This is a genomic window from Novosphingobium sp. TK46 (assembly GCF_055361525.1).
Window position 1 is genome coordinate 2271857 of record NZ_CM143963.1, and the last position, 26369, is coordinate 2298225.

Consider the following 26369-nt stretch of genomic DNA (forward strand, 5'->3'; position numbering starts at 1 on the left):
ATCGGCAAGCGTCCGCCGGACCTTTCGGGGGCAGGGCCTACATCTTGGCGGTGATGGTCAGGACCGCCGAACGTGCATCCCCCGGAGTCGCCCACCCGTTGTTGCGGATGCGGGTGTAGTACAGCTTGTTGCCGATATTCTTGACGTTGACCTGAGCCGACACGTTGGGGCTGAATTCGTAGGCGAGGTAGCCCTGATGCGTCAGGAAGTCTTCGGAGCGGATCGCGGCCGCAAGCGGCGTGGCGGCGGAGAGCAGGAAGCTGCCCTGGTAGGTGAAGCCATAGCCCAGCGTCAGGCCGAACGGCAGGCGATACGTGGTGAACAGGCTGCCCGAGTGCTTGGGCGTCTGTATCAGGAACTGGTCGCTGCCGGGGTTGGGATTGGCGACAGTGTTGGTGCAGGTGCCGGTGCCGGGATTGGCAAGGCATTCGTCCGATACCGACTGCAGCAGCTTGGCCTTCAGGTAGGTGTAGTTGGCGGTGATCGTCCAGGCCGGGGTGATTGTGCCGGACGCGCCCAGGGCGATGCCGTCGACACGCGACTTGCCGTCGAGCTGCTGGTTGGGAACGGTGGGATCGCCCGAGATGACCGCGTACTTGTCCCGCTCGTTGCGGAAGGCGGATGCGGTCAGCAGCAGGCCGCCGTTGAACAGTTCCGCCTTGGCGCCGATCTCGTAGTTCTTGGCGGTTTCGGGGTTGATGTTGCAGGTCGCGTTGGTCACGCCGGGCGTGTCGGCGGTGCATGAACCGTTGACCGAGTTCTTCGACGGCGTCTGCGAGTTGCCGTAAGCGATGTAGAGGCTCACCGGCTCCACCGGCTTGTAGTTCAGGCCGACGCGATAGGAGAGCAGCGTATCGGCGCTGCGAGCCACCGCGCTGCGCGCCGTGACGGTGCCGAGTGTCGCGCCCGACGTCGAGATGGTGTCGGAGAACGACGTGCCGACATTACGCTCGATGCGGCCACCGGCGCTCAGTTCGAATTTGCCCAGCTTCATGGTGTCGAACAGGTAGCCGGCGACGTTGGTCTGCTCACTGTCCGTGTGCGTGCCAGGGATGAAGTTGACCGGGCCGGTGTAGACGTTGCTGCCGTACGTGAAGAACGCGGAGGCGGGTCCGGTGATGACTTCACCGGGGTTGTCGATGTTGATCAGCGGATAGCGGGCGAAGGCCGCCGTGCCGTTGGGGTTGCGCAGCGAGTTGCCGGTCAGGAGGTCGTACTTCTCCCAGGTCGCCGCACCGCCCAGATTTATGGTGTGTTCGATCGCACCGGTGTTGAGCACCGCACGCAGGTCGAGCTGATCGAACAGGAGCTGGTTGCGCGTATCACGCGTGTTGCCGCGCGGGCCGGTGGCGTAATAGTAGCCGGTGGGCAGCGTCGCATTGATCGGCACAGCGGTGGTGCCCAGATTCACCGTGCAGGCGCCGCCGGTCGGCGTGCGGTTGGTGGCAGCGACGCAGTATGTGCCCTGCGGAGGCGAAACCTGCGTCAACTGGCGCGAGTCCTGCCAGCGTGCCAGATTGCGGACCGAGACGGTGTCGCTGAACGAATGCTCGAAGATCGCGGTCGCCTGGTCGACGTTGATCTTCTGCTTGTCGAAGTTGCGGTAGCCGAAATAGTCGCTGCGATCGACGCCGGGGACCTTACCCGAATAGTACGGCACGCCGTACTGCGGAATGTTGTCGTCCTCCTGGTGATTGTACTGCAGCGTCAGCCTTGTCGGGCCGTCGACGCCGAACGTGACCGACGGTGCCACGCCCCAACGCTTGAAATCCTCGATATCGCGGCCCGGCACGTCGTTCTTGTGCCACATCGCGTTGAGGCGGAAGGCGACCAGATCGTTGACGCGCTTGTTGAGGTCCACCGTGGCGCGATAGTAATTGTCGGTGCCGATCCCGGCGGTCGCCAGATAGGCGTCGTTCGCCTTGGGTCGCTTGGTGACCAGGTTGATGTTGCCGCCGGTCGAACCCGCACCCGAGATCACCGAGTTGGCACCGTTGGTGACCTCGAGCTGCTCAAGGTTGTAGGTATCGGTGCGGGTGATCTGCGCGCTGTCGCGCACGCCGTCGATGGTGATGTCGTTGCTGGCGCTGTAGCCGCGGAAGGTGATGTTGTCGCCGGGGCCGGTGCCGCCTTCGCCCGCGCCGAAGGTGATGCCCGGAACGGTCGAAAGCACGTCGCGCAAGGTGAGCAGGTTCTGCTGTTCGATCACCTCGTTGGTCAGCACGGTGATCGTCTGCGGTGTGTCGCGAACCGAACGCGTGCGCTTGGGGGATTCAAGCTTGCGGCCGGGTTCTTCGACGATCGCGCTGTCCGTCACCGTGACACCGCCCAGCGACCGCTCCGGTGTTCCGGCTTGTTGCGCGTGCGCAGGCGCGAACACCGGCGCGATGCAGGAAAGCGCCAGGAATGTGCGGCGCGTGGCCGACGATGACGGCTTGAATGACATGAATTCCCCCATATGGATCGGTAACGAAGCGCCCGATATTGCGAGTCACTCGCAGTAGCAAGACAAATCATATCAATTTGTCGCAAGGCGCGTGGGCTATCGTGTTTCGAACCGTACCAAGCCGCGGTTTCCGAACCGATTTATTAGATTTCCGGTTCGCCGATGAGGGCCCATAACGCGGGGCTGATCCATTCGACTGGCGTGTCGTTCGCCTGCAGGATTGCGCGTACCAACAGCTTTTCGCGCGTGGCGAGCAGTCGCATCGCGGCCGGTGCTTCCACGCTGAGAGCCGTCGCCCAGGCGTCCGCCATCATTGCCGAGGGGTGCACCACGCTGACCGCCAGCGCATGGGCGACAGGTCCGCCGGTGCGGGGATCGATGGTGTGCCGGCCTTGCACGTAATCGCCAGAAGTCGCGACCGCGAGCTGATGCAGCGCGATACGCAGGCGCTGGATGTCCCGGACCGGCGTTTCGAGTTCGACCCACCATGGATCGCCATCGGGACGCAGCCCCAGGCCCAGCAGCTCTCCGCCGATCTCGATGAGGGCGTGATGGCAGTCATGCTCGCGCAGCACCACGCCAAGCGCGTCGACGGCGAATCCCTTGGCGATGCCGGAGAAGTCGAGGCGGGCGCCACCTGGCTGGCGCAAGCGCCGGGTCTGCGGATCGTAGGCGAGTCGCGCCATGCCGGAACGCGCGCGTGCGCCTGTCAGCGTCGCATCGTCCGGCGGCGCCCTGGCCGGTTCCGGTCCGAACCCCCACAAGCCGACAAGCTCGCCGATGGCAGGGTCATAGGCTCCGCCACTACACTCAAAGACGGTGCTCGCCGCCTGATAGACCTGCGTAAAATCAGCCGGCAAGGTGAACCAGGTTCCACCCGGAGCGCGATTGAAGCGGCCAAGGACGGAATCGGCACGCCAGTGGCTCATCTCGGCGAGGATCGCTTCGAGCCGCGCTTCGATCGCGGTGAGCAGCGCGTCGCGATCGAAGCCGGAAGGCGCCGCCAGCCGCACCCGCCAGTCCGTCCCCATTGTCTCGCCATCCAGCTCGACGACCGGCGCGCCGGGACGCCAGCCATCGAGGATTGCAGGGTCGATCGCGAGGGGGACGGCCAGGCGCACGGCGCAGTCGGCTACGACCTCAGGGCGCGACCACCTCGAGCGTGGTGGTGAAGCCGAGGCGGCGCTCGGTCGCACGGGGGACGGACGGCTTGTTGTCCGTATAATTCGCGCTGAGCCAGTACATGCCCGCGACCGGCCATTTGACGTGAAGCACCCCATCGGCGCCGGTCTTCAGCTCCTGCGCATCCTCGGCCTCGCGGAACTTCTTGCCCCCGGGCACCACCGTCACCGCGACGTTGGCTGCCGGCTTGCCATCGACGAGGAAACGGAACTGGCCTTCCTCGTCGGACGCCAGCGAGCCGGGCTGCGTGATCGGCTGGAATTCGAGACCCTTTCCGGTCGGCTTGAACGCCCCGGCGGTCGGCGCGTCGGCGGTCACGTAGATGACGTTGCGCGAATAGCTTTCGGTCAGTTTCACCTCGGTCGCGTTGGCGGGAATGTCCGCGACGGTGGCGACGCTCTTCATCGGCGGGCGGGCCGGGCCACCCGCGCCGGGGCCGCCTGCGTTAGGGCCGCCCGCGTTAGGTCCGCCTGCACCGGCGCCGGCCATGCCGGGGCCACCTTGCCCACCGCCGGGTCGACCACGACCACCTACGCGCCAGGTCTCGTCGCCGACCTTGAAGGTACCCATGACGCCCGCGCGTTCCATGCCGATCGTCCAGGTGCCCGGCTTGTCGATCTTCACATCGAAGGTCGACCGGTACTGGCCCTTCGCCGCATTCTCGATCTTGCCCTCGCTGCCGTCGGGCGCCCATACCTTCACCAGCGCCGGGTCGATGGCGACATGGTCGGCATAGAACAGGTCGTTCGAGACCGCTGCGTCGACCGTCACGTACTCGCTGGTGCCGGCAAGCGTAGTTGTGGACGGAAGCAGCCACTGGCGGTGCGCCAGCGCGGGCGACGATATGCCGATGGCAAGAGCGGCGGCGGCAAGCAAAGCATGACGAGTGCGCATAAAGGGATCCCTGTTGCGTAATTGATTTGGGAAGGTCGCGGATCGGCCCGATGATCTAGCGGACGGTGACGGCGCCAAGCTCGGTCTTGCCGGCGGCGGAACCGCCGCCGCGTGGCAGCTTGATCGGCACGGATACGAGCTCGCGGCCGCCGGTTTCGCGCGCAGCCTCGACCTTGAACACGTAGTCGCCCGCAGGCAGATTGCCGGGAATGGCGATCTGATAGGTGCCGGGCGCGCGGGTCGCGCCGCTCAGGCCGTCGGCGGGCAGCTTGAGCGAGCGACCGCCCTTGCGCCACCAGCTGCGCAAGTCGGCAAGCCACTTGGTGCCGGGTTCGCGACCACCCTTCTTGAGATCGTACCAGACGAACACGGTACGCGCCTCGCCGCCGGCGGCAGGCTCCAGCCAACCCACGACGTAGGGCTTGTGATACTCGGCGACGTTCACCTTGGGGATGGTGACGCTGACCGTGGCCGCCGTCGCCGGCGCGGCGAATGTGCCGGCGACCAGCAGCGGCAAGGAGGGCAGGACCTTCGATTTCATATGTGCAGGCTTCCTGGTCAGTGGATGAAGAAGATGGCGATGACGAGCGGGATGGCCAGGCTGAGGCCGACCATCGGCCAGGTCAACGGGCGGTGTTTGGAGTGCATCTGCAGCAGGATCAGCCCGGTCAGCGTGAAAACCAGGCAGGCGACGGCAAACACGTCGATGAACCAGAACCACGCCGATCCGGTGTTGCGCCCCTTGTGCAGGTCGTTGACGTAGGAGATCCATCCGCGCTGCGTCTTTTCCGAGGTGATGGCGCCGGTCTCGCGGTCGATGCTGACCCATGCGTCGCGCCCCGGGCCGGGCATCGCGACATAGACCTCTCCCTCGTCCGACCAGTCGGCGGCAAAGCCCGCCGGGTCCAGGGTTACCGCCGCGGCTACGGCGCTGGCGACCGGGGCCGACAGCGGCGCGGTGCTGTCGCCCGGCTCGGGAAGGGTCTTGAGCAATCCTTGGGGCAAGGTTCCGCTGGCCTGGGTGACGATCGGCTTTGCCGCGATCGAGGCGGCATGATTCAGCGTCAGTCCGGTTATCGCGAACAGCAGCATGGCCGTGAGCGACACCGCGGCGCTGATCCAGTGCCATGTATGCAGTTGCTTGAGCCAGAAGGAGCGAACCTTGCGGCTCTTTCGCGGGGGCGCGGGCCGTGTCGTCGTGGCGGCGGCACGCGTTTGCGCTACGGGCTCGGCAACGTCGACGGCTTCCACGAATACGAACTTTCCTGATGGCGGGCGATTGCCGCCGGGGCAACCGAAGGGTCTGGACGCCGCACGCCTTAGTGCCTATGCGAATGACTCGCAATAGCCCGATTGCGCAATCCGATGAGGCATTCACATGGCCACCCTGGCAGCACCGCGATATGCACCGGCCCTGACGCCGTCGTTCCAGCCTTTAGCGTTGCGAACGCCGGATGGCGTGCCGAACGGTCACATGGTGATGGAGCGCAGCGTCTATCAGCCCTCGCGTCGATCGAGCGCGGTTGCGTTCGCGGCATCGGCGGGCATGATCCTGGCCGGTATCGCCGCACTGGCGACGTTGAACGTCGTCGCCCAGCACAAAGCGCCATCGCGGCTGACCGTGGTCGCGATGAAGGAGCTGGATACGACACCGCCACCTCCGCCGCCGAAAAGCCTCGACAAGCCGGTGCAGCAGCCGCCCCGGGCATTCATCCCCAAGCCGATGATCCAGCTGCCGTCACCTGGACCGGTTCAGGTCGCGCTCGACCTGCCTCCCCCACCAAGCGCGCCCGTGCCCACCACCCGGGCCGTCGCCCCGGCTATCGCCACGGCGGCGGCGGCGCCGGTGGCATCATCCGATCCGGTCGAGGGGGGCGACCTGTCGAGCCAGGTCCTGTCCGCCAAACCGCCGGCCTATCCCGTCGATGCGCGCCGCCGTCGTGAGCAGGGCACGGTCAAGCTGATGGTGCTGGTCGGCCCGGACGGGAAGGTGTCCGACATCCAGCTCGCCTCGAGTAGCGGTAGCCAGGCGCTCGATCGTGCGGCTTTGGGAGCGGTGAAGCGCTGGCGCTGGGCGCCGCAGAAGAAAGCGGGATCGCCCGTCGCGGTGCGCGGATACGTGACCATTCCGTTCGTTCTCACCAGCTGAGGCTGATCGCGCACCTTTTTTCGGACCTTGTCCTGCCGCGTTGCAGCAAAATCCGCCAACAAGCATTCTCCCTGCCGACACCAAGCTGCGCCGGGAGCACCCTTGAGCCTTTTGCCCGACCGCCTCGAAGGCGGCAGACCTTATCCGCTCGGAGCCACGTTCGATGGCCTGGGTGTAAACTTCGCCATCTTCTCCGCCAATGCCGAGCAGATCGAGTTGTGCCTTTTCGATCCGAGCGGGCGGCGTGAAATAGCACGGTTCGCCTTGCCCGAGTGCACCGACGAAGTTTGGCATGGCTATCTGCCCAATGCGCGGCCGGGCCTGCTCTACGGCTATCGCGCGCATGGTGCCTATGAGCCGGAGCAGGGCCACCGCTTCAATCGCAACAAGCTCCTCCTCGATCCCTATGCCCGGCGGCTGCACGGCAACATCCGCTGGAACGACGTGCTCCACGCCTACCCCTTGCGTGGACGCCGCGCCGATCTGGGCTTCGACAAGCGGGATAGCGCGCCGGCCATGCCCAAGGGCGTCGTCACCCACGACCATTTCGACTGGAGCGAGGATCGCCGGCCAAATACGCCCTGGTCCGAGACGGTGATCTACGAAGCCCATGCCAAGGGTCTGACGAAGCTGCTGGAGCATGCGCCGCCGCAGGAACGCGGCACGTTCGCCGGGCTGGCGCATCCCAAGGTTATCGACCACCTCAAGCGGCTGGGCATCACCGCGTTGGAGCTGCTGCCGATCCACGCCTTCACCCAGGATCGTTTCCTGCAGGAGCGGGGCCTGCGCAATTATTGGGGCTACAACACCCTCAACTTCTTTACGCCGGAGCCCAGCTACTTCGCCGACGAGAATACGCAGGACGAACTGCGCGTCGCCGTGCGCCGACTGCACGCCGCCGGTATCGAGGTGATCCTGGATGTCGTGTACAACCATAGCTGCGAAGGCAGCGAGCTTGGCCCGACGATGTGCTGGCGCGGTCTCGACAACGCGACGTATTACCGCCTGTCGTCCGAGAACAAGCGCTATTGCCTGAACGATACGGGTACGGGCAATACCTTCAATCTGGAGCATGCCCGCGTGATCCAGATGGTGGCGGACTCGCTGCGCTACTGGGCGACGTCCTATGGCATCGACGGCTTCCGCTTCGACCTCGGGCTGACGCTGGGGCGCACCGCCCATGGCTTCGATCCCAATGCCGGCCTGTTCGACGTGCTGCGCCAGGATCCGGTGCTGGGCCGGCTGAAGCTGATCGCGGAACCTTGGGATGTCGGGATCGGCGGCTATCAGCTCGGGAATTTCCCGCCGGGCTTCGCGGAGTGGAACGACAAGTTCCGCGACACCGCCCGCAGCTTTTGGCGCGGCGAGCCGGGACAGCGTGGCGATCTGGCCGCGCGACTGTTGGGTTCGGGCGACCTGTTCGACCGGCGCGCGCGGCGTCCGTGGGCCTCGGTCAATTTCCTGACCAGCCACGACGGCTACACCCTGGCCGATCTCGTCGCCTATGAAGAGCGCCACAATGAGGCCAACGGTGAAGAAAACCGTGATGGTCACGACAACAACATCTCGCGCAACTGGGGTGCCGAGGGGCCGACGGACGATCAGGGCATCGTCGAGACGCGCGCAAAGGTCCAGCGTTCGATGCTGACGACGCTGCTCGCCTCGCTCGGCACGCCGATGCTGGTCGCGGGCGACGAGTTCGGCCGTACGCAGAACGGCAACAACAACGCGTATTGCCAGGACAACGAGATCAGCTGGATCGACTGGTCCTTGCTGGACACCGAGGCTGGCGCGGCGCTGAGCGATTTCACATCGCGGCTGATCGCCTTGCGCAAACGCTACCCGGTGCTGCGCTCCAAGGTGTTTCTCTATGGCGAGAATTCGCCGGGCCAGGGCGTCGACGACGTCGAATGGTGGGACGAGCGCGGAGAGCAGCTTTCGTCCGAGGACTGGCAGAACCCGGAAGGCCGGGCATTGCGCATGCGCCGGGCCATCCAGCTTGACGATGGCCACGTCGAAGCGATCAACCTGTTGCTGAACGCCAGCGACGATCCCATCCACTTCACCTTGAACATGGGCACGGCCGAACGCACCCTGCTGATCGACAGCGCCCGGCCGGACGCCGCAGACGAGACAGTCGGGGCCGATTACGAACTGGCACCGCATAGCGCGGTGCTGATCCGTTCGCTGTCGGAATTCGCGCAGTGACCACGGTCTGGGGCCCTGGGAAGGTATCGCCAGACCGCTGGCGCTTCGCATTGTGGGCGCCTGAGCAGCACCGTCCACTGCTTGAGATCGAAGGCGCCCAGCCAGTGCCGATGGTGGCGCAGGCGGATGGCGTGTTCAGCGCCGAGGTTGAGGCGAGTGCCGGCGCCAGATATCGCTTCCACTTGGACGATGGTCTTGCCGTGCCCGATCCGGCATCGCGGTCGCAGGATGGCGGCGTTCACGGATGGAGCGTCGTCGTCGATCCCGACGATTATGTCTGGCGCACGGACACCTGGCGCGGCCGGCCCTGGGAAGAAGCCATTATCCAGGAGGTGCATGTCGGTGCGCTCGGCGGTTTTACCGGGGTCATGGACGAACTGCCGCGCATCGCGGATCTTGGCATCACCGCGATCGAGTTGATGCCGATCGGCGCGTTTTCCGGCACGCGCAACTGGGGCTATGATGGCGTGCTGCCGTTCGCACCGGCCGAAAGCTATGGCACGCCGCAGGAACTGCGCGCGCTGATCGACCGGGCCCACGAGCTTGGTATGATGGTCCTGCTCGATGTGGTGTACAATCACTTCGGTCCTGACGGCAATTATCTCAACGCCTATGCGCCCGGCTTCTTCCATATCGAGGTCGAGACGCCCTGGGGTGGCGCGGTCGCCGTCGACAAGCCGCAGGTCGCAGCCTACTTTCGCGAGAACGCGCAAATGTGGCTTCGCGATTACCGCTTCGACGGGCTTCGCCTCGATGCGGTTCACGCGATCGACAATCCGACGTTTCTCGACCAGCTCGCGCATGATCTGCGTGCCGGATCGGCCTGCCGCCACATCCATCTGGTGCTTGAAAACGAGCACAACGAGGCCGATCGCCTGCGCGAAGGTGTCTACGACGCGCAGTGGAACGACGATTTCCACAACGTCCTGCATGTGCTGCTGACTGGCGAAACCGACGCGTACTACACCGATTTTGCCGACGAGCCCGAGGCGCGATTGGCGCGCTGCCTGGCCGAAGGCTTCATCTATCAGGGCGAGCCCTCGGCCAATCAGGACGGCAAGCATCGTGGTTCGTCCAGCGGCCACTTGCCGGCGTCCGCGTTCGTGGCGTTCCTGCAGAACCACGATCAGATCGGCAACCGCGCGATGGGCGAGCGGCTGACCCTGCTCACCGATCCGTCCAAGTTGCGTGCCGCCACCGCGCTGCTGCTGCTCGGCCCGCAGATCCCGTTGCTGTTCATGGGTGACGAACGCGGATCGCAGAGCCCGTTCCTGTTTTTTACCGATTTCCACGACGATCTTGCCGATGCGGTTCGCGAAGGCCGTCGCCGTGAGTTCGCCAAGTTCGCCGCGTTCGCGGATGAAAGCGCACGGCGCGCGATTCCCGATCCCAACGCGCAAGGCACGTTCGCCGCATCGCAACCTCAGCCCGGGCCCGATGCCGACGCGTGGGAGCAACTCTATCGTACGCTCATCGCCTTGCGGTCGAAGTGGATCGTGCCCCGGCTCAGGGGCGCGAAGTCGCTCGGCGCGCACGTGTCGGGCGAAAAGGCGGTTTCTGCCTCCTGGCTATTGGGCGATGGTGCGGTCCTGAACATTGCGATCGATCTTGCCGATACGCCGGCAGCCTTGCCCGATGCGCCGGGCGAGATCATCCATGCCGAGGCACAGCGCTTCGTCGCGCGGCTGGCCCCGGCATGAGCGAGCTTCATGCTCTGGCGCAAGCCGCCGGTCTCGCGCGCGTCTGGCAGGATGCGGGCGGCGTAGAACGGATTGTCGGCGACGCGAACCTCGGGGCGATCCTGACGGCGCTGGGCTATCCCGCCGAGACGGAGGATGCGGCTCGCTCCAGCCTGGAAACGCTGGCGCAGGAGCAGCGCGAGCCGCCGGTGTTTCTGTCCACCGACGTCGATGCGCCGCTTGCCCTGCCTGCCGCTTTCGGCGCGGCGGAAAGCGCCGAGTTGCAACTGGAGGATGGCGGCATTCATGCGCTGGCCGTCGTGCGCGGCATCCTGCCGGGCATCGCTCAGCCGGGCTATCACCGTTTGCGCATAGCCGGGCACGAACTGATCCTGGCGGTGGCGCCGCAGCGTTGCGTGGTGCCCGACGATCTGGCGGATGGTGGCGGCCGCCAGCTTTGGGGTACCGCGATCCAGATACCCTCATTGCGGGAGCGGTCCGCGCCTTATGGCGATTTCGGGGACCTGCGCGAAGCGGTGCGCCTGCTCGCCGGTCATGGCGCCGACGTGGTCGCGATAAGCCCGGTTCACGCCCCGATCGGTGGAGAGTGCGAACGGTTCAGCCCGTACTCGCCTTCGAGCCGCCTGTTTCTGAACCCTGCTTTCGCGCCGATCGACGATAATCCCGTCGGCGAAGGCGGGGCGTTGATCGACTGGCCGACCAGCCTGTCAGAGCGGACGCGCGCCTTGCGCCGCGCCTTCGCGGACCTTGATGCAGGCACGCGGGACGAAGTTGAGGCCTGGGCCCAGCAGCAGGGCCCCGCGTTGCAACGGCACGCGCTGTTCGATGCGCTGGCCGCGCACTTGCACGAGCCCGACTGGCGGCGCTGGCCGATCGAATACCGCGCTCCCGATGGTCGAGCCGCCGCGCAGTTCGCGGTCGAGCATGGGGACGAACTAGCGTTCCATCTCTATGCGCAATGGCTGGCGGATCGATCGCTGGCGCTCGTGCAGGATGAGGCCAGGTCCGCGGGGATGGCGCTGGGCCTGATCGCCGATCTGGCCGTCGGCATCGATCCTGCCGGTAGCGATGCATGGTCGATGCAGGAGGCGATGCTCCACGGCCTGACGATCGGCGCCCCTCCGGACCCGCTGGGCCCCGAGGGGCAGAACTGGCAGCTTACCGGCTTCTCGCCGCGCGGGTTGCGCCAAACCGGCTTCGCGCCCTGGATCGCCACCTTACGCGCAAGCCTGCGCCATGCGGGTGGCTTGCGGATCGATCACGCATTCGGGCTCGCCCGGCTGTGGGTCGTGCCGCCAGAAGCGGGCGCGGGCGACGGTGCCTACCTGACATATCCGTTCGCCGACCTGCTGCGGATCGTCGCACTCGAATCGCATCGGGCGGGCACGGTGATCGTCGGAGAGGATCTCGGCACGCGCCCGCCCGGCTTCGTGGAACCGGTGGCGCAAAAGGCGATGCTGGGCATGCGCGTGCTCTGGTTCGAACGCGATGCGGACAGCTTCCGCCCTGCGGCCGACTTCCCCGCGCAAGCGGTGGCGATGACCGGCACGCACGACACTGCCACCATCGCCGGCTGGTGGACCGGGCGCGATATCGAATGGAACCGGCGCCTGTTACGCGGCGGGGATTGCGAGAACGAGGAACGACGACGCATGGCCGATCGCAAGGCACTCTGGACCCGGATCGCCCCGAGCGGGTCGCCGCAACCGTCCGATCGGGACCCCGCTCCCGTCGTCGAAGCGGCGATCGCGCATCTCGCGCGCACCCCCTGCAAGCTGGCGATCGTTCCGCTGGAAGATTTGCTAGCGCTTGAAGAGCAGCCGAACTTGCCGGGCACTATCGATGAGCATCCCAACTGGCGCCGCCGTCTTGCCGCGCCGCTGGCCGACCTGCTTGCAGAACCTGCCACCGCACGCCGCGTCGCCGCGCTGATCGCAGCGCGCGCGTCGGGTCCTTCGGCATGATGCCTCGCGCCACCTACCGGTTGCAGTTGCACGCCGAGTTCACCTTTGCCGATGCAGAAGCGCTGGTGCCCTATCTGTCCGATCTGGGCGTCAGCCATGTCTACGCCTCGCCGATCACGACGGCGGCGAAAGGATCGACTCACGGCTACGACGTGATCGACCCGACGCGGATCAATCCCGAGCTTGGTGGCGAGGAGGGCCTGATCAGCCTGGCTTCCACGTTGCAAAGGCACGGCATGGGCCTGATCATCGACATCGTTCCCAACCACATGGGCGTCGCGGGTGACGAAAACGCCTGGTGGATGGACGTTCTGGAGAACGGACCCGAAAGCGATTTCGCGCCGGTCTTCGACATCGACTGGCGCGAGCGTCTGGCCTTGCCGGTGCTGAGCACGCCACTGCCGCAAGCAATCGCCGAGGGTGCGATCACGCTGGTGCCGCGTGGCGAGCGGCTGGGCGTCCAACTGTATGAAGGCGCGATCTACCCGATCCGCCGCGACGATCCGGTCCATCGTTTGCGCGCGGAACAAGCGATCGAGGAGACCACCGGCGAACGCTTCCGCGCGCTGCTGGACCGCCAGCATTACCGCCTGATCTACTGGCGCGCCGCCAATGATGAATTGAACTGGCGGCGCTTCTTCTCGATCAACGAACTGGCCGGGGTCCGCATCGAGGATCAGGCCGTATTCGCGCGGACCCACGCCCTGTACTTCGATCTGTTCGCGCGCAAGATCATCGATGGCGTGCGGGTCGATCATGTCGACGGGCTGACCGATCCCGCCGGCTACTGCCGTCAGTTGCGGACCCGTTTTGACGAGATCGCGCCCGATCGCCGGGCCTATATCGTGGTCGAAAAGATCCTCGCCGCCAACGAACCGTTCGCCACGGATTGGGCGATCGAAGGCACCAGCGGCTACGACTTCATGCGCGAGGTGTCGGAGGTTCTGCACGATCCCGCCGGGCAGGCGACGCTCGCGGCGCTGTGGGAGGACATCAGCGGGCGCAGCGCCGATTTCGAAGCGGAAGCGACACCGGCGCGGCAGGATCTGTTGACATGGCAGTTCGAGGGGCAGCTCGCCGCCTGCGTCGCCAGCTTCGTCGCGCTGGCGCAAGGCGAGGGGCGCGAGGATCTGACCGCCGGCATGCTGCGTCGCGCGATCGAGCGGCTGCTCTGGATCTTCCCGGTCTATCGCACTTACGCCACGGCCGAGGGCGCCCCCGCTGCGGACGAACCGATCCGACAGGCGGCGCGCGCGGCCGCGCTGCCGTTGATGCCTCCCGGCGAGATCGCGGTGCTCGATGCCGTACTGGGCTGGCTGACGGGGACGAGCTCTCGCCCGAAACTGCTGGGCGAAGCCGTGCGCCGGTTCCAGCAGCTTTCCGCGCCGATCGCCGCCAAGGGCGTGGAGGATACTGCCTTCTATCGCCATGGCGTGCTGCTTTCCGCCAACGACGTGGGCTTCGATCCGGGTAATGCCGCGTGCGCACTGGACGATTTCCACGCCGCGATGCGCACCCGCGCGCAAGCGACACCGCACGCGATGCTTGCCACCGCAACGCACGACCACAAGCGCGGCGAAGATGCCCGGGCACGGCTTGCGGTGCTGAGCGCGGTGCCGCAAGCCTGGGAACATCGAGCCCGCCGCTGGCTCGATCTCGCCGCCCGCCATGCCGAAGCGGTCGATCCGGCGGATGCCTATCTGCTGTTGCAAAGCCTGGTCGGCGCTTGGGAGCACGGCGACGAGACGCTGCTCGAACGGATCCACGACTGGCAGCGCAAGGCGCTGCGCGAAGCCAAGCTGCGATCGTCGTGGGAAGCGCCCGACGAGGTTTACGAGGCGCATTGCCACGATCTGGCGACATTGCTGCTGACCGGGGCCCAAGGCGCCGCCTTCCGCGAGGACTTCAACGCGTTCGTCGCCGAGATTGCTGGCGCCGCGCGCGCCAACACGCTGGCGCAGACCGCCCTGCATCTTCTCGCGCCCGGCGTTCCCGACATCTATCAGGGCTGCGAGTTGATGGATCACTCGCTGGTCGATCCGGACAACCGCCGGCCAGTCGATTATGACCACCGACGCGCGTTGCTGGCGGGCGACGCGCTCGATGGCGAAGCCGCGAAGCTGCGGCTGGTCGTCTCCTTGCTCGATTTGCGCAAGCGCAGCGCAGCCTTGCGCGAAGGCGGCTATGAACCGCTGTCGGTCACCGGCGAACGCGCCGGCCACATCGTCGCATTTTCGCGCTCGCATGGGGACGAGACGTTGTTGTGCGCGGTTGCGGTACGGCTCGGATCGGCATTGATCGGGCAGTCGTCCCCGGTCCCCGCGCCAGAGTGGTGGGGCGAGACGCGGATCATGGCGAATGGTGAGACATGGGCGGCGCGCGACCTGTTTGCAGACAGCCTCATCGCCATCCAGTGAGGCGGTGTGGCAGCGCGCTGATCACTTCGCGCTGTCCTACGCGATCGGGTTCGGTGCAGAAGGGCATATGACCTTGCCCCCCCACGAATCGCTTTCGCCCGTCCTTGAAGCTCGCGACCGGGAGGGGTTTGCCTTTGGTCAGGACACCGGCAATTGCGGCAACCTGGAGATGACACGATGAGCGCTGCCCCCGAACTCGTACTGGCTGGCGGTATGGTCCACACGCCGTCCGGCCCGGTCCATGCCGACGTCGCGGTGCGCGATGGCAAGATCGTCGGGGTGGGTAGCTATCCGGATGCGTCGCGTCGTGTCGATTGCACCGGGCTCGACGTGCTGCCCGGCGTGATCGACAGCCAGGTACATTTCCGCGAGCCTGGGCTGGAGCACAAGGAAGACCTGGAAAGCGGCAGCCGCGCCGCGGTGATGGGCGGCATCACCGCCGTGTTCGAGATGCCCAACACCAATCCCAACACCGATACCGCCGAGCGTGTGCTCGACAAGCTGGCGCGCGGGCATCACCGCATGCACTGCGACCATGCGTTCTATGTCGGCGCCACGTCCGAGAACGCGCCGCATCTGGCCGAGCTGGAGCGGATCCCCGGTACGGCCGGCGTCAAGATCTTCATGGGCGCGTCCACCGGCAGCCTGCTTGTGGCCGAGGACGAGGCGCTTGCCCGTGTTCTCGCGAGCGGCCGGCGCCGCGTCGCCATCCATGCCGAGGACGAGGCGCGGATGAACGCGCGCAAGGACGAACGGGTGGAAGGCGATCCTTCGAGCCACCCGGTATGGCGCGACGATGAAAGCGCGATGCTGGCGACGAAACGGATCCTGCGCCTGGCACGCGAGGCCAGGCGCCCGATCCATGTGCTGCACATTACCACGCCGGCCGAACTGGAGTTGATCGCGCGACACCGGGACGTGGCGACGTGCGAGGTGACCCCACAGCACCTGACGCTCGCGGCCGAGGATGCCTATCCCCGGCTGGGCACGTATGCGCAGATGAACCCGCCGATCCGCTCGGGCGCGCATCGCGACGGCTTGTGGCAGTGGCTCAATCAGGGCGTGCCCGACGTGCTCGGCTCGGATCACGCGCCGCACACGATCGAGGAAAAGGCGAAGACCTACCCCGCCAGCCCCAGCGGCATGCCCGGTGTGCAGACCTTGCTGCCGCTGATGCTCGATCACGTCGCCAAGGGGCGAATGACCCTGGAGCGCCTGATCGACATGACCAGCGCAGGCGTGCAGCGGGTGTTCGGTCTGGTGGGCAAGGGCCGGATCGCCGCCGGATACGACGCGGACTTCACCGTGGTCGATCGCAAGGGCAGCTTCACCGTGGCCGAGGACTGGCTGGAGAGCCGCTGCGGCTGGTCGCCGTTCACCGGCATGGAACTCGAAGGCCGTGTGCTGGGCACCATCGTGCGCGGCCACTTCGCGATGTGGGAAGGGCAGCTGGGCGAAACCGCGGTGGGCGAACCGCTGCGCTTCGCCGGTGCGCTCTAGACCGGTTCGTCAATGATCGCCGGGGGCTTGCGGCTGCGCAGCAAGTCCCAGCAGAACACGGCGATGGCAGCCCAGATCATCACGAAGCTGGCAAGCTGTACCGGGCGCAACGGCTCGTGAAAGACGAACAATCCCAGCAGGAAGACCAGCGTCGGCGCCAGGAACTGCACGAAGCCGAGCGTCGAATAGTCCATTCGCCGCGCCGCGGTGGCGAACAGCAGTAGCGGGATGCCGGTGACGAGCCCGGCCATCGCCAGTGTGACGTCGAGCATGGGAGACTGTCCCAGCGAGATGCCGGCCGGCTGCACGGACTGCCATCCGACCAGCGCCAGCGCCGGCACGATCAGCACCAGCGTCTCGACCGCGAGTCCGGGCAGCGATTCGACCGGGGTGAGCTTGCGAACGAGGCCGTAACCGCAAAAGCTGATCGCCAGGCCCATGCTGATCCACAGCGTGTTCAACGCGCCCCAGGCCAGAATCAAAACGCCGACGGTCGCCAGCACCACGGCCAGCCACTGACGCCGGGACAGGCGCTCACGCAGAAAGACGGTGCCGGCCAGCACGTTCATCAGCGGGTTTATGTAATAGCCCAGGCTGGCGGCCAGCACGTGGTCGGTGGCGATCGCGATGACGTAGACCAGCCAGTTCACGCCGATCAACATCGCGCTGACCATCAGCGCCGCCAGCGTCCGGGGTGTCGTCAGCGCCCGCCGCACTTCGCCCGACTGCTTCATCAGCATGACGAGAACGAGACAGATCGGCACGGTGAACAGCACGCGCCAGCCGACCAGCTCGAACGGCGGCACCTCGTGCAGCAGGCGGAAATACAGCGGGATCAGGCCCCAGATCAGGTAGGCGGCGATGGCGTAGGGAAGCCCGCTGGGCTGTGAGCCTGCTCTCATGGCGTGAGTGATACGGGCGCAAAGAACGTGCTTCAAGCAACTCGACAGAGGATTTTACTCGCTTCGCCGAAATCTTCGAATCTGACGAGGTCGTTGCGGATCGTTCATGTTGAAGCCCGTAAAGATGAATGCAGACGGCGGATCTTCTGGTCTCCGCCGAGCAGGAGAAACATCATGAACGCTCTTTTGAAGCTTTCCGCCCTCATCGCCACCACCGCAACGCTGGCGACCGCGATGCCGGCGACCGCCGCAGTTTCCTATTCGCAAAACGAATCGACGTTCGTCGCACCGGGCACCGAAACCTATAACGATCATCGCGATTGGTCGCGCGATCGCCGCTACTCGCGCGACAACTATCGTCGGGGCTACGGCAACGACTATCGCAGCGATTATCGCCGCGACTACCGTGACCGCTCGTGGCGCGGCGATGACAACCGCTATTCCTGCCGCCGGGGCAGCGGCACGACCGGCCTGCTCGTCGGTGGCGCCGCGGGTGCCTTGCTTGGCCGTGGCATCGACGGCGGTCGTGACCGCACCCTGGGCACCGTACTCGGCGCGGCTGGCGGCGCCCTGCTGGGACGGCAGGTCGACAGGGGTAGCTCGCGCTGCCGCTGATCCAAACCATCCCCGCGCGCGGACGGCGACGCGCGCGGGAGAAGTCTGCTTCCCGGCGGCATAGCCTGCCTGGAAGCGGGCGGGATGGGCGCCTCTTGTCTTGGCAGGGGGCGCCTGTCCTTTTACCCGGCGGCGCGGTATCTTCCCACAATGGTACATCGCTGAAATTAACCAGTTACAACAACACCTCGTTAACGCATGCGCCGCAAGGCTAACGTTTCGTTAAGCACAGCTGATTGCGACTTGCAGCGTCAGCCGCTCGAGGATGTGATGATGAACAGGCCGACCTTCGCACAAGCCCGCATGCCCTTGGCCGCCAGTTTGGCCGCCACGCTGCTTCTCGCCGGGTGCGGTTCGGACAAGGATACACCGACGCCGACCGAGAGCGATCCGGCAGTGACCGGTGCGCTGGGCGATCAGATCATGGTCGATCCCAACATGGCGGGCAACAACGGCGCGGCGGTTGCGGCGAACGGCGGGCAGATCGAGCTGCCCCCGCAGCAACGCTCGCCCGAAGCGATACAGGCCGCGCGCGACGAGGCGATGGTGCAGGCCGGGGGCAATCTCAAGTCGGCGCCCGCGGCCCAATCCGGTCCCGCCTCATCCTTGGTCGAGGGTGCCGCGACGGCAGCGCAAGTTGCGCAGCAGGCCAAGGCCGCCAGCGTGGATTGCACCAAGAAGGCGCAGTATTCCGCCACCTGGGCGGGCAAGCTGCCGAAAGATCTCCCGGTCTATCCACGCGGAGCGGTGCAGGAGGCGGCCGGAACCGATGCCGACGGCTGTCATTTGCGCGTGGTGAACTTCGTCAGCCCGGTGACTCCGCGTGACGTCATCGACTTCTATTACACCAAGGCGACGGCAGCGGGCTATGGCGCCGAGTATCGCATGGACGGGTCGGACAACGTTCTGGGCGGCCGCAAGGGTGGGCAAGCCTATGTCGTCTACGTACGCAAGCTGGCCAACGGGTTGACCGAGGTCGATCTGGTTTCCAGCGGGAGCTGATCCGCCGCGCGGTTCAAGACGCCTCGCGCAGTCCGATACCGATCGCGGCGCGGGGTTGCTCGATCTCTCCCGAGGATACCGGATAGGCGCAATAGTCGGCAGCGTAGTAGCCGGTCGGGCGGTGATTGCCCGATAGTCCGACACCACCGACCGGCGCGGCATGGGCCGGTCCGATGGTAGGCCGGTTCCAATTGACGATGCCGGCGCGGATTTGTGCCCAGAAGCGATTGTATTCCTGCGGCGTCCCACCCACCAGAGCCGCCACCAGCCCGAAGCGCGTGGCGTTCGCTTCGGCAATAGCTTCGTCGAGATCGTCGACCTTGATGATCTGCAGGATCGGCCCGAACAGTTCCACGTCCGGCCGCTCGGGCATGGCCGTTACGTCGATCATCGCCGGCGAAAGGAACGGAAGCCCCTCGTCGGGCCGCACCAGATGTTTGATCGCCTGGCCGCCATGGCTGAGCAGGTAGACGAAGCTCTCGATCAACCCGTCCGCCGCCGCGTTGTCGATCATCGGCCCCATGAACGGAGTCGGCGAATCGAACGGCGCCCCGAAGATGATGCGGTCCGCCAACGTCTTCACTTCGGCGATCAAGGCATCGTACATCGAGGCCTTGACGATCAGCCTGCGTGCCGCCGTGCAGCGCTGACCGGCGGACGCGAAAGCGGATTGCACGACGATCGCGGCGGCATCGGTCAGCTTGGGCGTGTCCCATACCACCAGCGGATTGTTGCCCCCCATCTCCAGCGCCACCAGCTTGTCGGGCCGGGTCGCAAGCTTGCGGTTGATGGCGATGCCGGTGTTCGCGGACCCGGTGAAGAGAATCCCGTCGATACCGTCATGGACGACCAGCCGCTGCCCCTCGACCGGGCCGCCGATGCAGAGCTGCATCACCGCGGCGGAGATGCCGGCGCGGTGAAAGCATCGTGCCAGCGCCTCGCCCGTCGCGGGAGCCTTTTCGCTCGGCTTGAAGACGACGACGTTGCCCGCGATCAGCGCCGGGATGATGTGCGCACTGGGCAAGTGGGCGGGCAGGTTATACGGCCCGAGCACCGCCAGTACCCCATGCGGCTTGTGGCGCACCGCCATCGTGCCTTGTAGGGCGCTGTCCAGTTTACGCTGGGATGTCCGATCGGCGTAGGCGCGGATCGAGATTTCGACCTTGGCGATCACGCTCTCGACTTCGGAATGCGCTTCCCACATCGGCTTGCCGGTCTCGCGCGCGATCGTGGTGGCGAGGGCGTCCGCTTCCTTGCGCACCTCGTTGGCGAACCGGCGGACCAGTTCCATGCGTGTGGAAAGGGGCTGCGCCGCCCATGCCGGCCAGGCGCGGCGCGCGCGCGACACGACTTCGTCGACATCCGAGATGGCGCCGCGCCACAACTCCATCCCGGTCGCAGGCTCGAACGACACGAGCTGCGACGCCGGCTGCGCACGCGGAAGACTGCGCGTTTCGCCGGCGGTCGTGTCAGGCGTGATGGCGCCGTCCATTAGGATTGATGTTCCGTTATCGCTCGAGCTTCCCGATGCGGCTATGCCACGATGCTCCTTACCGTCATGCTAACAACGCTAGGTTAACCACGGCCTTGCACGATCACCCCAGTGCGGCGCCGAGTTGGCGGATCGCTGCGACCTTGGCGTGGAGCGGTGCCCAGTCGTCATGCTGGTCTATCGCGGTCCAGAGCCGTTCGACCTCGTCGATGAGCACGCCGGGCGGGGCGCCATGGGCCCACACTTCGCCGCGCGCTTCGCAAGTCGGCACATAGGCGGACAGCAGTTCGCCGAACTCGCCATCGGGACGATCGCGGCTGGCGCGATGGGCGAAGAAGAACGCGTCTGGCGATAGCGCCCGTTCGCGCATGTATCGCTCCGCCGCCGCGATCAACGCGGTGTCAGCCGCCTGGCCGCGCTGTTCGATGCCGAGCCGCCAGGTGAAGCGGCGTGCCATCGCTTGCATGTACAGTTCACCGTATCGGTCGAGCGCGGCAACGAGGGGAGCGGTATCGACGAGCAGCCGCAAGGCCACGGCGAGCTGGCCGCAGTTCCACAGGATCGCCTCTGGCTGGCGGCCGAAGGCATAGAGGCCCGAGTGGTCGAAGTAGGCGGCGGTGAAGGCAGGATCCCACTGCGGCAACCAACGCCATGGGCCATAGTCGAAGCTTTCGCCCGACACGTTCATGTTGTCGGTGTTGAGAACGCCATGGACGAAGCCGGCCACCATGTAGGATGCGGCAAGATCGGCCATGCGTTCGACGACCTGATGCAGCAGGATCACCGCCGGTTCGTCGCGTCCCGGCGCATCCTCGGGCGGCATGCCGCCGGGGTAGTTGGCGAGGCAGTAATCGACCAGCTGCGCCATATGATCCCGTTCGTCCAACGCAAGCAGGCGCTGAAAACTGCCGAAGCGGATGTGGCCATGCGACAGGCGCACAAGCACGGCCGACCGGGTGGGCGAGGGCTCGTCGCCGCGTTCCAGCGCCTCTCCGGTTTCGATGACCGAGAACGTCTTGCTGGTGTTGACCCCCAGCGCCTCGAGCATCTCCGTGGCGAGGATCTCGCGCATCGCGCCTTTCAGCGTCAGCCGGCCATCGCCGAACCGGCTGTAGGGCGTCTGCCCCGAACCCTTGGTCCCCAGATCGAGCAACCGGTCGTTGCCATCACGAAGTTGCGCATACAAAAAGCCCCGACCATCGCCGATGTCGGGGTTGTAGGAACGGAACTGGTGGCCGTGGTATCGCAACGCCAAAGGCTGCGCGAGATTGCCGGGCAGCGGGGCGAACTTTGCGAAGTGATCGAGCCACTTGGTATCGTCCACAGCCTCCAGCCCTACCGCTTTGGCCCAACGATCATTGCGAAAGCGCAAAATGTGGCTGGGAAACCCGGCGGCCGTGACCGGATCGCCGATCCAGTCGGCGATCGCCAGGATCTTCGGGTCGGGGTGATAGGCACTCGCTTGCGGTTCGCGTTTCATCAGGCGATAGTGGGCACCAGGCGCCCGTCGATCAAGCCGGGCGGATCAAGCAAGGGCGCCAAACGGGCATGACGCGTTACGAAGATCGGTTCTGGTGCAGCCGGGACGGGTTGAAACTGCACTATCGCGATTATCCGGGCGACGATGCGCGTCCGCCGGTGATCTGCCTGCATGGCCTCACGCGCAATGCCCGCGACTTCGAGCCCTTGGCCGAGCGCTTGTCGGGCGATTGGCGTGTCCTGTGTCTGGAGATGCGCGGGCGCGGCGAAAGCGAGTATGCGCGCGAGGCGGCAAGCTACAACCCGCTGCAATATATCGAGGATGTGACCACGTTGCTCGACGAGCTTGGCATCGATCGGTTCGTTGCCGTGGGGACGTCTCTGGGCGGGCTGATGACGATGCTGATCGCCCTGCAGCAGCCACAGCGTATCGTTGCCGCGGTCATCAACGATGTCGGGCCTTACCTCGATCCCGCCGGAATCGAGCGCATCAAGGGTTACGTCGGCCAGGGACGCAGTTTTCCCACCTGGGTCCATGCCGCGCGCGGGCTTGAGGAGATGCACGGCGCAGCGCATCCCGATCGCGATCTGCCGTTCTGGATCGCCGCCGCCAAGCGAGTGATGACGTTGGGCAACAACGCCCGCATCGTCTTCGACTACGACATGAAGATAGCCGAGCCGTTCGTGCAGCTGGACGCCAACGCCACGCAAGCCGACATGTGGCCGGCACTCGACGCCTTGCGCGATCGTCCGGTGCTGATCGTGCGGGGGGCGCTGTCCGACCTGTTGGGGACCGAGACCCTTGCCGAAATGTTGAAACGCCTGCCTGAAGCGGTATCGGTCACCATCCCGCACGTCGGCCACGCACCGACCTTGTGCGAGCCGGAGGCGTTCGCCGCGATCGACAGCCTGTTGACGCGCGTCGGCTGACGGTCTTGCGGATACTCCACCTTCATTCCAGCTTCGATCGCGGTGGCAAGGAGTTGCGGGCGGCACGCCTGATGAACGCGTTCGGACGCGAGCTGGAGCATGACGTGGTGTCCGCGGTGCCCGGCGCGATGGCAGCGGCGGCCGCGATCGATCGCGGCATCCGGGTCGGCTACCCGGAAGACTTCCCCAGCCTGTCCGGGAGGCCAACGCCGGGGCGATTGCAACGGCTGGCGACCGCGATGAAACCCTACGACCTCGTGCTCACCTATAACTGGGGCGCGATGGATGCGGTGATGGCGCATACCATCTTCGGCGACTTTCTGGCGCTGCCTCCGCTGGTCCACCACGAGGATGGCTTCAACGAGGACGAGGCCGACAAGCTCAAGGTCACACGCAACTGGTATCGGCGGCTGGCGCTCTATCGATCGTCGGCGCTGGTCGTGCCGTCGCGCAAGCTCGAGGCCGTCGCGCTCGGTGCCTGGCAGCAGCCGCGGGGCCGGGTTCACCTGGTTCCCAATGGCATCGCGCTGGCCACTTACGCCAGGAAGCCCAAGGCGGACGCCCTGCCGCGCATCGTCAAACGTCCCGCAGAACGATGGGTAGGCACCCTTGCGGGCCTGCGCGCCGTGAAGAACCTGCCGCGACTGGTGCGCGCTTTCGCCAAGCTGCCCGAGCCGTGGCAACTGGTGATCCTGGGCGAAGGTCCGGAGCGGGACGCCATCAAGGCGCAGGCGCACGCATGCGGGATCGCGGATCGCGTGCATCTGCCCGGCTTCGCTGCCGACCCCGCCAAGGCGGTCGGGTTGTTCGATATCTTCGCGCTGTCTTCCGATAGCGAGCAGTTTCCGATCTCGGTGGTGGAGGCCATGGCCGCGGGAATCGCGGTTGCATCCCCTGCCGTGGGCGACGTGGCAGCGATGGTCTCGGCCGAGAATCGTGATTTTATCTGTAGGCCGCACGATGATGACGCGCTCGCGGATGTGCTGCAAAGGCTCGCCCGGGACGAGGTTGCACGCGCTCGCGTCGGCGCCGCCAACCGCAGCCATGCCTTGGCGCACTACGATGAAAAGACTATGATTTCGACCTATGGGCGCATCTACGCCCGGGCACTGGGCAAGTCGTCTTTCCCATAGCTGGACACGACTGCGCCATTCACGCGTCCTTCACCCGATATCCGCCACCGATCATCACCGTTGAATTGCGGCGCCCTTGCGCTAAACAGCGCCCCGATCGTCAGGTTTCCCAGAAAGCCCTTCCTTGGCCGTTCCTCCCCAGCATCCCGTGACCAATATCGCCGCCGCTCGCCGCCAGGTTGAGCAAAGCGGTGTGTTCATGCGCGAGGTCGACGAAGCCGTACGCCAGGATCAGCTTCAGACGTTCATGAAGCGCTATGGCGTGGCTGTGATCGCGGGTATCGTCATCGCCCTGCTTGCGTTCGGGGGCTTCCTGTATTGGCAGCATCGTCAGAAGGCAGAGGCCGAAGCCGGGTCGGAACAGCTGATCCTCGCGCTCGACGATCTCGATGCCGGCAACGTCGCCGGGGCGCAGGCCAAGCTGGCGCCGGTTGCGGCGGAAACGGGCGGCATCGCGGTCATGGCGCAGATCACGCAAGCCGGCGCCTTGCTGGAAAAGGGCAAGGCTGAAGAGGCCGCGCAACTCTATTCCAAGGTCGCGCAGAATAGCGCCGCGCCAAAGCCATTGCGCGATTTGGCAACCGTTCGCGAGATTGCGGCCGCTTACGACAAGCTGCCACCGCAGACGGTGATCGATCGCCTTTCGTCGCTGGCGCAGCCAGGCAACCCCTGGTTCGGCACCGCTGGCGAGATGGTGGGCATCGCCTACCTCAAGCAAGGCAAGGTGAAGCAGGCAGGACCGTTGCTGGCCAAGATCGCCAAGGACAAGACCCAGCCCGATGCGCTGCGTGCGCGCGTGCGTCAGTTGTCCGGCCAACTCGGATATGATGCGATCGACGATGTCGTAAGTGCCTCGGGCGAGGGCGGTGCGTCCGGCCCTGGCGCCGGGGGAGAATAGTATTTTGGCGGCCAAGGCTTACGACATGATGACACGCTGTTCACGCGCACGCCTGCTGGTTCCCACCCTTATCGTCGCGCTTTCGCTCGGCGTGTCGGGCTGCGGTATCTTCAAGGGCAAGAGCGGACCCAAGACCCCCACCGTTGGTGAGCGGGTGCCCATCCTTTCGCGGATCGAATCGGGTGCGAAGGTCGATCCCGAACTCGCCGGCGTTTCTGTCATTCTTCCACCGGCCGAAGCGAACGCCGATTGGGCGCAGGGCGGGGGCACTGCCAGCAAGGCATACGGTCATCTCGCACTCGGCGCCTCGCCGGCACGGCTCTGGACCGCACACATCGCCGGCTCGACCAACAAGCGCCGCTTGGCCGCTTCGCCGGTGATCGGTGACGGCCGCCTCTATGCCATGGACACGGGCGGCGTGGTCACTGCGTTCAGTGCGGATACCGGTGCCAGGATCTGGTCCAAGAACTTCGACGTTGGTGACGATGCCAAGGCAATCTTCGGTGGTGGCATTAGTTTCGATGCCGGAACCGTCTACGTCACCACCGGGCTTGGCGAAGTCGCGGCGCTGAACGCGACCGACGGCGCCGAAAAGTGGAAGGTGCGTCCCGCCGGCCCGCTGCGCGGTTCGCCGTCGATCGGCTACAACGCCGTCTATGTGATGACGCAGGACAATCAGATCGTCTCGCTCAACGCGCAGGACGGCAAGCAGCTGTGGAACGAGTCCGCCTCGGTCACGCAGTCCGGCGTGTTCGGCGTCGCCGCTCCGGCTGTCGGGCAAGGTACGGTCGTCGCCGGCTATTCCTCGGGCGAACTGGTGGCGTATCGTTACGAAAACGGCCGCCAGCTGTGGTCCGATGCCTTGGCGCGCACCTCGATCTCGACCGAGGTGGGCAGCCTCACCGACGTCGACGCCGATCCGATCATCGATCGCGGCCGGGTCTTCGCGCTCGGTCAGGGCGGACGCATGGCGGCATACGAGTTGACCACCGGCCAGCGCATCTGGGAACTGAGCCTTGCCGGCATCTCGACGCCATCGGTGGTGGGCGACTGGGTGTTCACGTTGACCGATCATGCGCAGTTGCTCGCCATCGCGCGCGGCACCGGCAAGGTGCGCTGGCTCAACCAGCTTGAGCGCTATCGCAAGCCGGAGAAGCGCAAGGGTCCGGTCTTCTGGGTCGGTCCGGTGCTTGCGGGCAATCGCCTGTGGGTGGCGAACTCGGAAGGGGAACTGGCCTATGCCGATCCTTCGGAAGGCACTCTGACGCAGTACGGCAAGTTCAAGGGCGCCGTATCGCTGCCTCCGGTGGTCGCCAACCAGACGCTCTATATCCTGGACGATAGCGGGACGATCACCGCCTACCGCTGACATTCGCTCGATCCGTGTCCGGCAGTCAGCCCGGACAGGGATGAGTGACAATGTTTCGCGCGTTTTAACCTTTGCGCATTAGCAAAGCC

20 protein-coding genes are annotated in these 26369 nt (G+C 65.8%); 12 read left to right on the plus strand and 8 right to left on the minus strand.

The features are described from left to right. Positions 1-37 precede the first annotated feature (37 nt). The 5 genes from ACXJ1Z_RS10915 to ACXJ1Z_RS10935 all read right to left on the minus strand — a co-directional run bounded on the left by ACXJ1Z_RS10915 (position 38) and on the right by ACXJ1Z_RS10935 (position 5773). Positions 38-2446 carry a TonB-dependent receptor gene (locus ACXJ1Z_RS10915; protein WP_463776634.1) on the minus strand — a complete coding sequence of 803 codons (2409 nt, stop codon included), beginning with the start codon at positions 2444-2446 and terminating at the stop codon, positions 38-40. A gap of 143 nt (positions 2447-2589) precedes the next feature. After that, the gene (locus ACXJ1Z_RS10920) at positions 2590-3567 is read right to left on the minus strand and encodes an FAD:protein FMN transferase (RefSeq protein WP_463776636.1); all 978 of its coding nucleotides are present in this window, start codon (positions 3565-3567) and stop codon (positions 2590-2592) included. Between the two features lie 19 nt (positions 3568-3586). Beyond that, positions 3587-4522, minus strand: coding sequence for a DUF4198 domain-containing protein (locus tag ACXJ1Z_RS10925; protein WP_463776637.1), 936 nt, complete (start codon positions 4520-4522; stop codon positions 3587-3589). Positions 4523-4577: 55 nt separating this feature from the next. Then, entirely contained in the window at positions 4578-5063 is a 486-nt protein-coding gene (locus tag ACXJ1Z_RS10930) for a DUF2271 domain-containing protein (protein ID WP_463776639.1), read from the minus strand. 17 nt (positions 5064-5080) lie between these two features. Then, positions 5081-5773: a PepSY-associated TM helix domain-containing protein gene (locus ACXJ1Z_RS10935; protein ID WP_463776640.1), complete on the minus strand. Its 693-nt coding sequence runs from the start codon at positions 5771-5773 to the stop codon at positions 5081-5083. Between the two features lie 127 nt (positions 5774-5900). Between ACXJ1Z_RS10935 and ACXJ1Z_RS10940 the strand changes: the two genes are divergently transcribed. The 6 genes from ACXJ1Z_RS10940 (at position 5901) to ACXJ1Z_RS10965 (ending at position 16460) form a co-directional block, all read left to right on the plus strand. Next, positions 5901-6671, plus strand: a complete 771-nt coding sequence (locus ACXJ1Z_RS10940; RefSeq protein ID WP_463776641.1) for an energy transducer TonB — start codon at positions 5901-5903, stop codon at positions 6669-6671. A 102-nt stretch (positions 6672-6773) separates the two neighbouring features. Next, the gene (glgX, locus tag ACXJ1Z_RS10945) at positions 6774-8879 is read left to right on the plus strand and encodes a glycogen debranching protein GlgX (RefSeq protein ID WP_463776643.1); all 2106 of its coding nucleotides are present in this window, start codon (positions 6774-6776) and stop codon (positions 8877-8879) included. Next, positions 8876-10579: a malto-oligosyltrehalose trehalohydrolase gene (treZ, locus tag ACXJ1Z_RS10950; protein ID WP_463776644.1), complete on the plus strand. Its 1704-nt coding sequence runs from the start codon at positions 8876-8878 to the stop codon at positions 10577-10579. The genes glgX and treZ overlap by 4 nt, the downstream gene beginning before the upstream one ends. Then, positions 10576-12543 (plus strand): 4-alpha-glucanotransferase, encoded by a 1968-nt coding sequence (malQ, locus tag ACXJ1Z_RS10955; protein ID WP_463776645.1) that lies wholly within the window; start codon positions 10576-10578, stop codon positions 12541-12543. Before treZ ends, malQ begins: the two co-directional genes overlap by 4 nt. After that, positions 12540-14960, plus strand: a complete 2421-nt coding sequence (gene treY / locus ACXJ1Z_RS10960; protein WP_463776647.1) for a malto-oligosyltrehalose synthase — start codon at positions 12540-12542, stop codon at positions 14958-14960. The genes malQ and treY overlap by 4 nt, the downstream gene beginning before the upstream one ends. Positions 14961-15137: 177 nt before the next feature. Then, on the plus strand, positions 15138-16460 hold the full coding sequence (locus ACXJ1Z_RS10965) for a dihydroorotase (RefSeq protein ID WP_463776648.1): 1323 nt from the start codon (positions 15138-15140) through the stop codon (positions 16458-16460). Here the strand turns inward: ACXJ1Z_RS10965 and rarD are convergent. After that, positions 16457-17362 (minus strand): EamA family transporter RarD, encoded by a 906-nt coding sequence (gene rarD, locus ACXJ1Z_RS10970; RefSeq protein ID WP_463776650.1) that lies wholly within the window; start codon positions 17360-17362, stop codon positions 16457-16459. The genes ACXJ1Z_RS10965 and rarD overlap by 4 nt on opposite strands. A 174-nt stretch (positions 17363-17536) precedes the next feature. Here rarD and ACXJ1Z_RS10975 point away from each other — a divergent pair, with 174 nt between their 5' ends. Further along, on the plus strand, positions 17537-17977 hold the full coding sequence (locus tag ACXJ1Z_RS10975; RefSeq protein WP_463776651.1) for a glycine zipper 2TM domain-containing protein: 441 nt from the start codon (positions 17537-17539) through the stop codon (positions 17975-17977). 270 nt (positions 17978-18247) lie between these two features. After that, complete coding sequence (locus tag ACXJ1Z_RS10980; RefSeq protein WP_463776652.1) at positions 18248-18979, plus strand: hypothetical protein; 732 nt, start codon at positions 18248-18250, stop codon at positions 18977-18979. 13 nt (positions 18980-18992) lie between these two features. On the opposite strand, the gene ACXJ1Z_RS10985 is transcribed toward ACXJ1Z_RS10980, so the two are convergent. Together ACXJ1Z_RS10985 and ACXJ1Z_RS10990 are read right to left on the minus strand one after the other, a co-directional pair. Beyond that, positions 18993-20471, minus strand: coding sequence for a succinylglutamate-semialdehyde dehydrogenase (locus tag ACXJ1Z_RS10985; RefSeq protein WP_463776654.1), 1479 nt, complete (start codon positions 20469-20471; stop codon positions 18993-18995). A gap of 103 nt (positions 20472-20574) precedes the next feature. Continuing rightward, positions 20575-21951 carry a protein adenylyltransferase SelO family protein gene (locus tag ACXJ1Z_RS10990; RefSeq protein WP_463776655.1) on the minus strand — a complete coding sequence of 459 codons (1377 nt, stop codon included), beginning with the start codon at positions 21949-21951 and terminating at the stop codon, positions 20575-20577. Positions 21952-22019: 68 nt separating this feature from the next. Here ACXJ1Z_RS10990 and ACXJ1Z_RS10995 point away from each other — a divergent pair, with 68 nt between their 5' ends. From ACXJ1Z_RS10995 to ACXJ1Z_RS11010, 4 genes are all read left to right on the plus strand, one after another. Beyond that, positions 22020-22880, plus strand: coding sequence for an alpha/beta fold hydrolase (locus ACXJ1Z_RS10995; RefSeq protein ID WP_463776657.1), 861 nt, complete (start codon positions 22020-22022; stop codon positions 22878-22880). A gap of 5 nt (positions 22881-22885) precedes the next feature. Further along, positions 22886-24013, plus strand: coding sequence for a glycosyltransferase (locus tag ACXJ1Z_RS11000; RefSeq protein WP_463776659.1), 1128 nt, complete (start codon positions 22886-22888; stop codon positions 24011-24013). Positions 24014-24137: 124 nt separating this feature from the next. Then, positions 24138-24911 (plus strand): tetratricopeptide repeat protein, encoded by a 774-nt coding sequence (locus ACXJ1Z_RS11005; RefSeq protein ID WP_463776660.1) that lies wholly within the window; start codon positions 24138-24140, stop codon positions 24909-24911. Positions 24912-24936: 25 nt separating this feature from the next. Then, on the plus strand, positions 24937-26280 hold the full coding sequence (locus tag ACXJ1Z_RS11010; protein ID WP_463776662.1) for an outer membrane protein assembly factor BamB family protein: 1344 nt from the start codon (positions 24937-24939) through the stop codon (positions 26278-26280). Positions 26281-26369 lie beyond the last annotated feature (89 nt).

Excerpts from the sequence above, each read along its gene's own strand:
- ACXJ1Z_RS11010 (WP_463776662.1), top strand. The coding sequence starts at position 24,937 with ATGATGACACGCTGTTCACGCGCACGCCTGCTGGTTCCCACCCTTATC.
- ACXJ1Z_RS10985 (WP_463776654.1), bottom strand. The coding sequence starts at position 20,471 with ATGGACGGCGCCATCACGCCTGACACGACCGCCGGCGAAACGCGCAGT.
- malQ (WP_463776645.1), top strand. The coding sequence starts at position 10,576 with ATGAGCGAGCTTCATGCTCTGGCGCAAGCCGCCGGTCTCGCGCGCGTC.
- ACXJ1Z_RS10965 (WP_463776648.1), top strand. The coding sequence starts at position 15,138 with ATGAGCGCTGCCCCCGAACTCGTACTGGCTGGCGGTATGGTCCACACG.
- ACXJ1Z_RS10930 (WP_463776639.1), bottom strand. The coding sequence starts at position 5,063 with ATGAAATCGAAGGTCCTGCCCTCCTTGCCGCTGCTGGTCGCCGGCACA.
- ACXJ1Z_RS10990 (WP_463776655.1), bottom strand. The coding sequence starts at position 21,951 with ATGAAACGCGAACCGCAAGCGAGTGCCTATCACCCCGACCCGAAGATC.
- ACXJ1Z_RS10940 (WP_463776641.1), top strand. The coding sequence starts at position 5,901 with ATGGCCACCCTGGCAGCACCGCGATATGCACCGGCCCTGACGCCGTCG.
- ACXJ1Z_RS10980 (WP_463776652.1), top strand. The coding sequence starts at position 18,248 with ATGATGAACAGGCCGACCTTCGCACAAGCCCGCATGCCCTTGGCCGCC.
- ACXJ1Z_RS10975 (WP_463776651.1), top strand. The coding sequence starts at position 17,537 with ATGAACGCTCTTTTGAAGCTTTCCGCCCTCATCGCCACCACCGCAACG.
- ACXJ1Z_RS10915 (WP_463776634.1), bottom strand. The coding sequence starts at position 2,446 with ATGTCATTCAAGCCGTCATCGTCGGCCACGCGCCGCACATTCCTGGCG.
- ACXJ1Z_RS10925 (WP_463776637.1), bottom strand. The coding sequence starts at position 4,522 with ATGCGCACTCGTCATGCTTTGCTTGCCGCCGCCGCTCTTGCCATCGGC.
- ACXJ1Z_RS10995 (WP_463776657.1), top strand. The coding sequence starts at position 22,020 with ATGACGCGTTACGAAGATCGGTTCTGGTGCAGCCGGGACGGGTTGAAA.
- treY (WP_463776647.1), top strand. The coding sequence starts at position 12,540 with ATGATGCCTCGCGCCACCTACCGGTTGCAGTTGCACGCCGAGTTCACC.
- rarD (WP_463776650.1), bottom strand. The coding sequence starts at position 17,362 with ATGAGAGCAGGCTCACAGCCCAGCGGGCTTCCCTACGCCATCGCCGCC.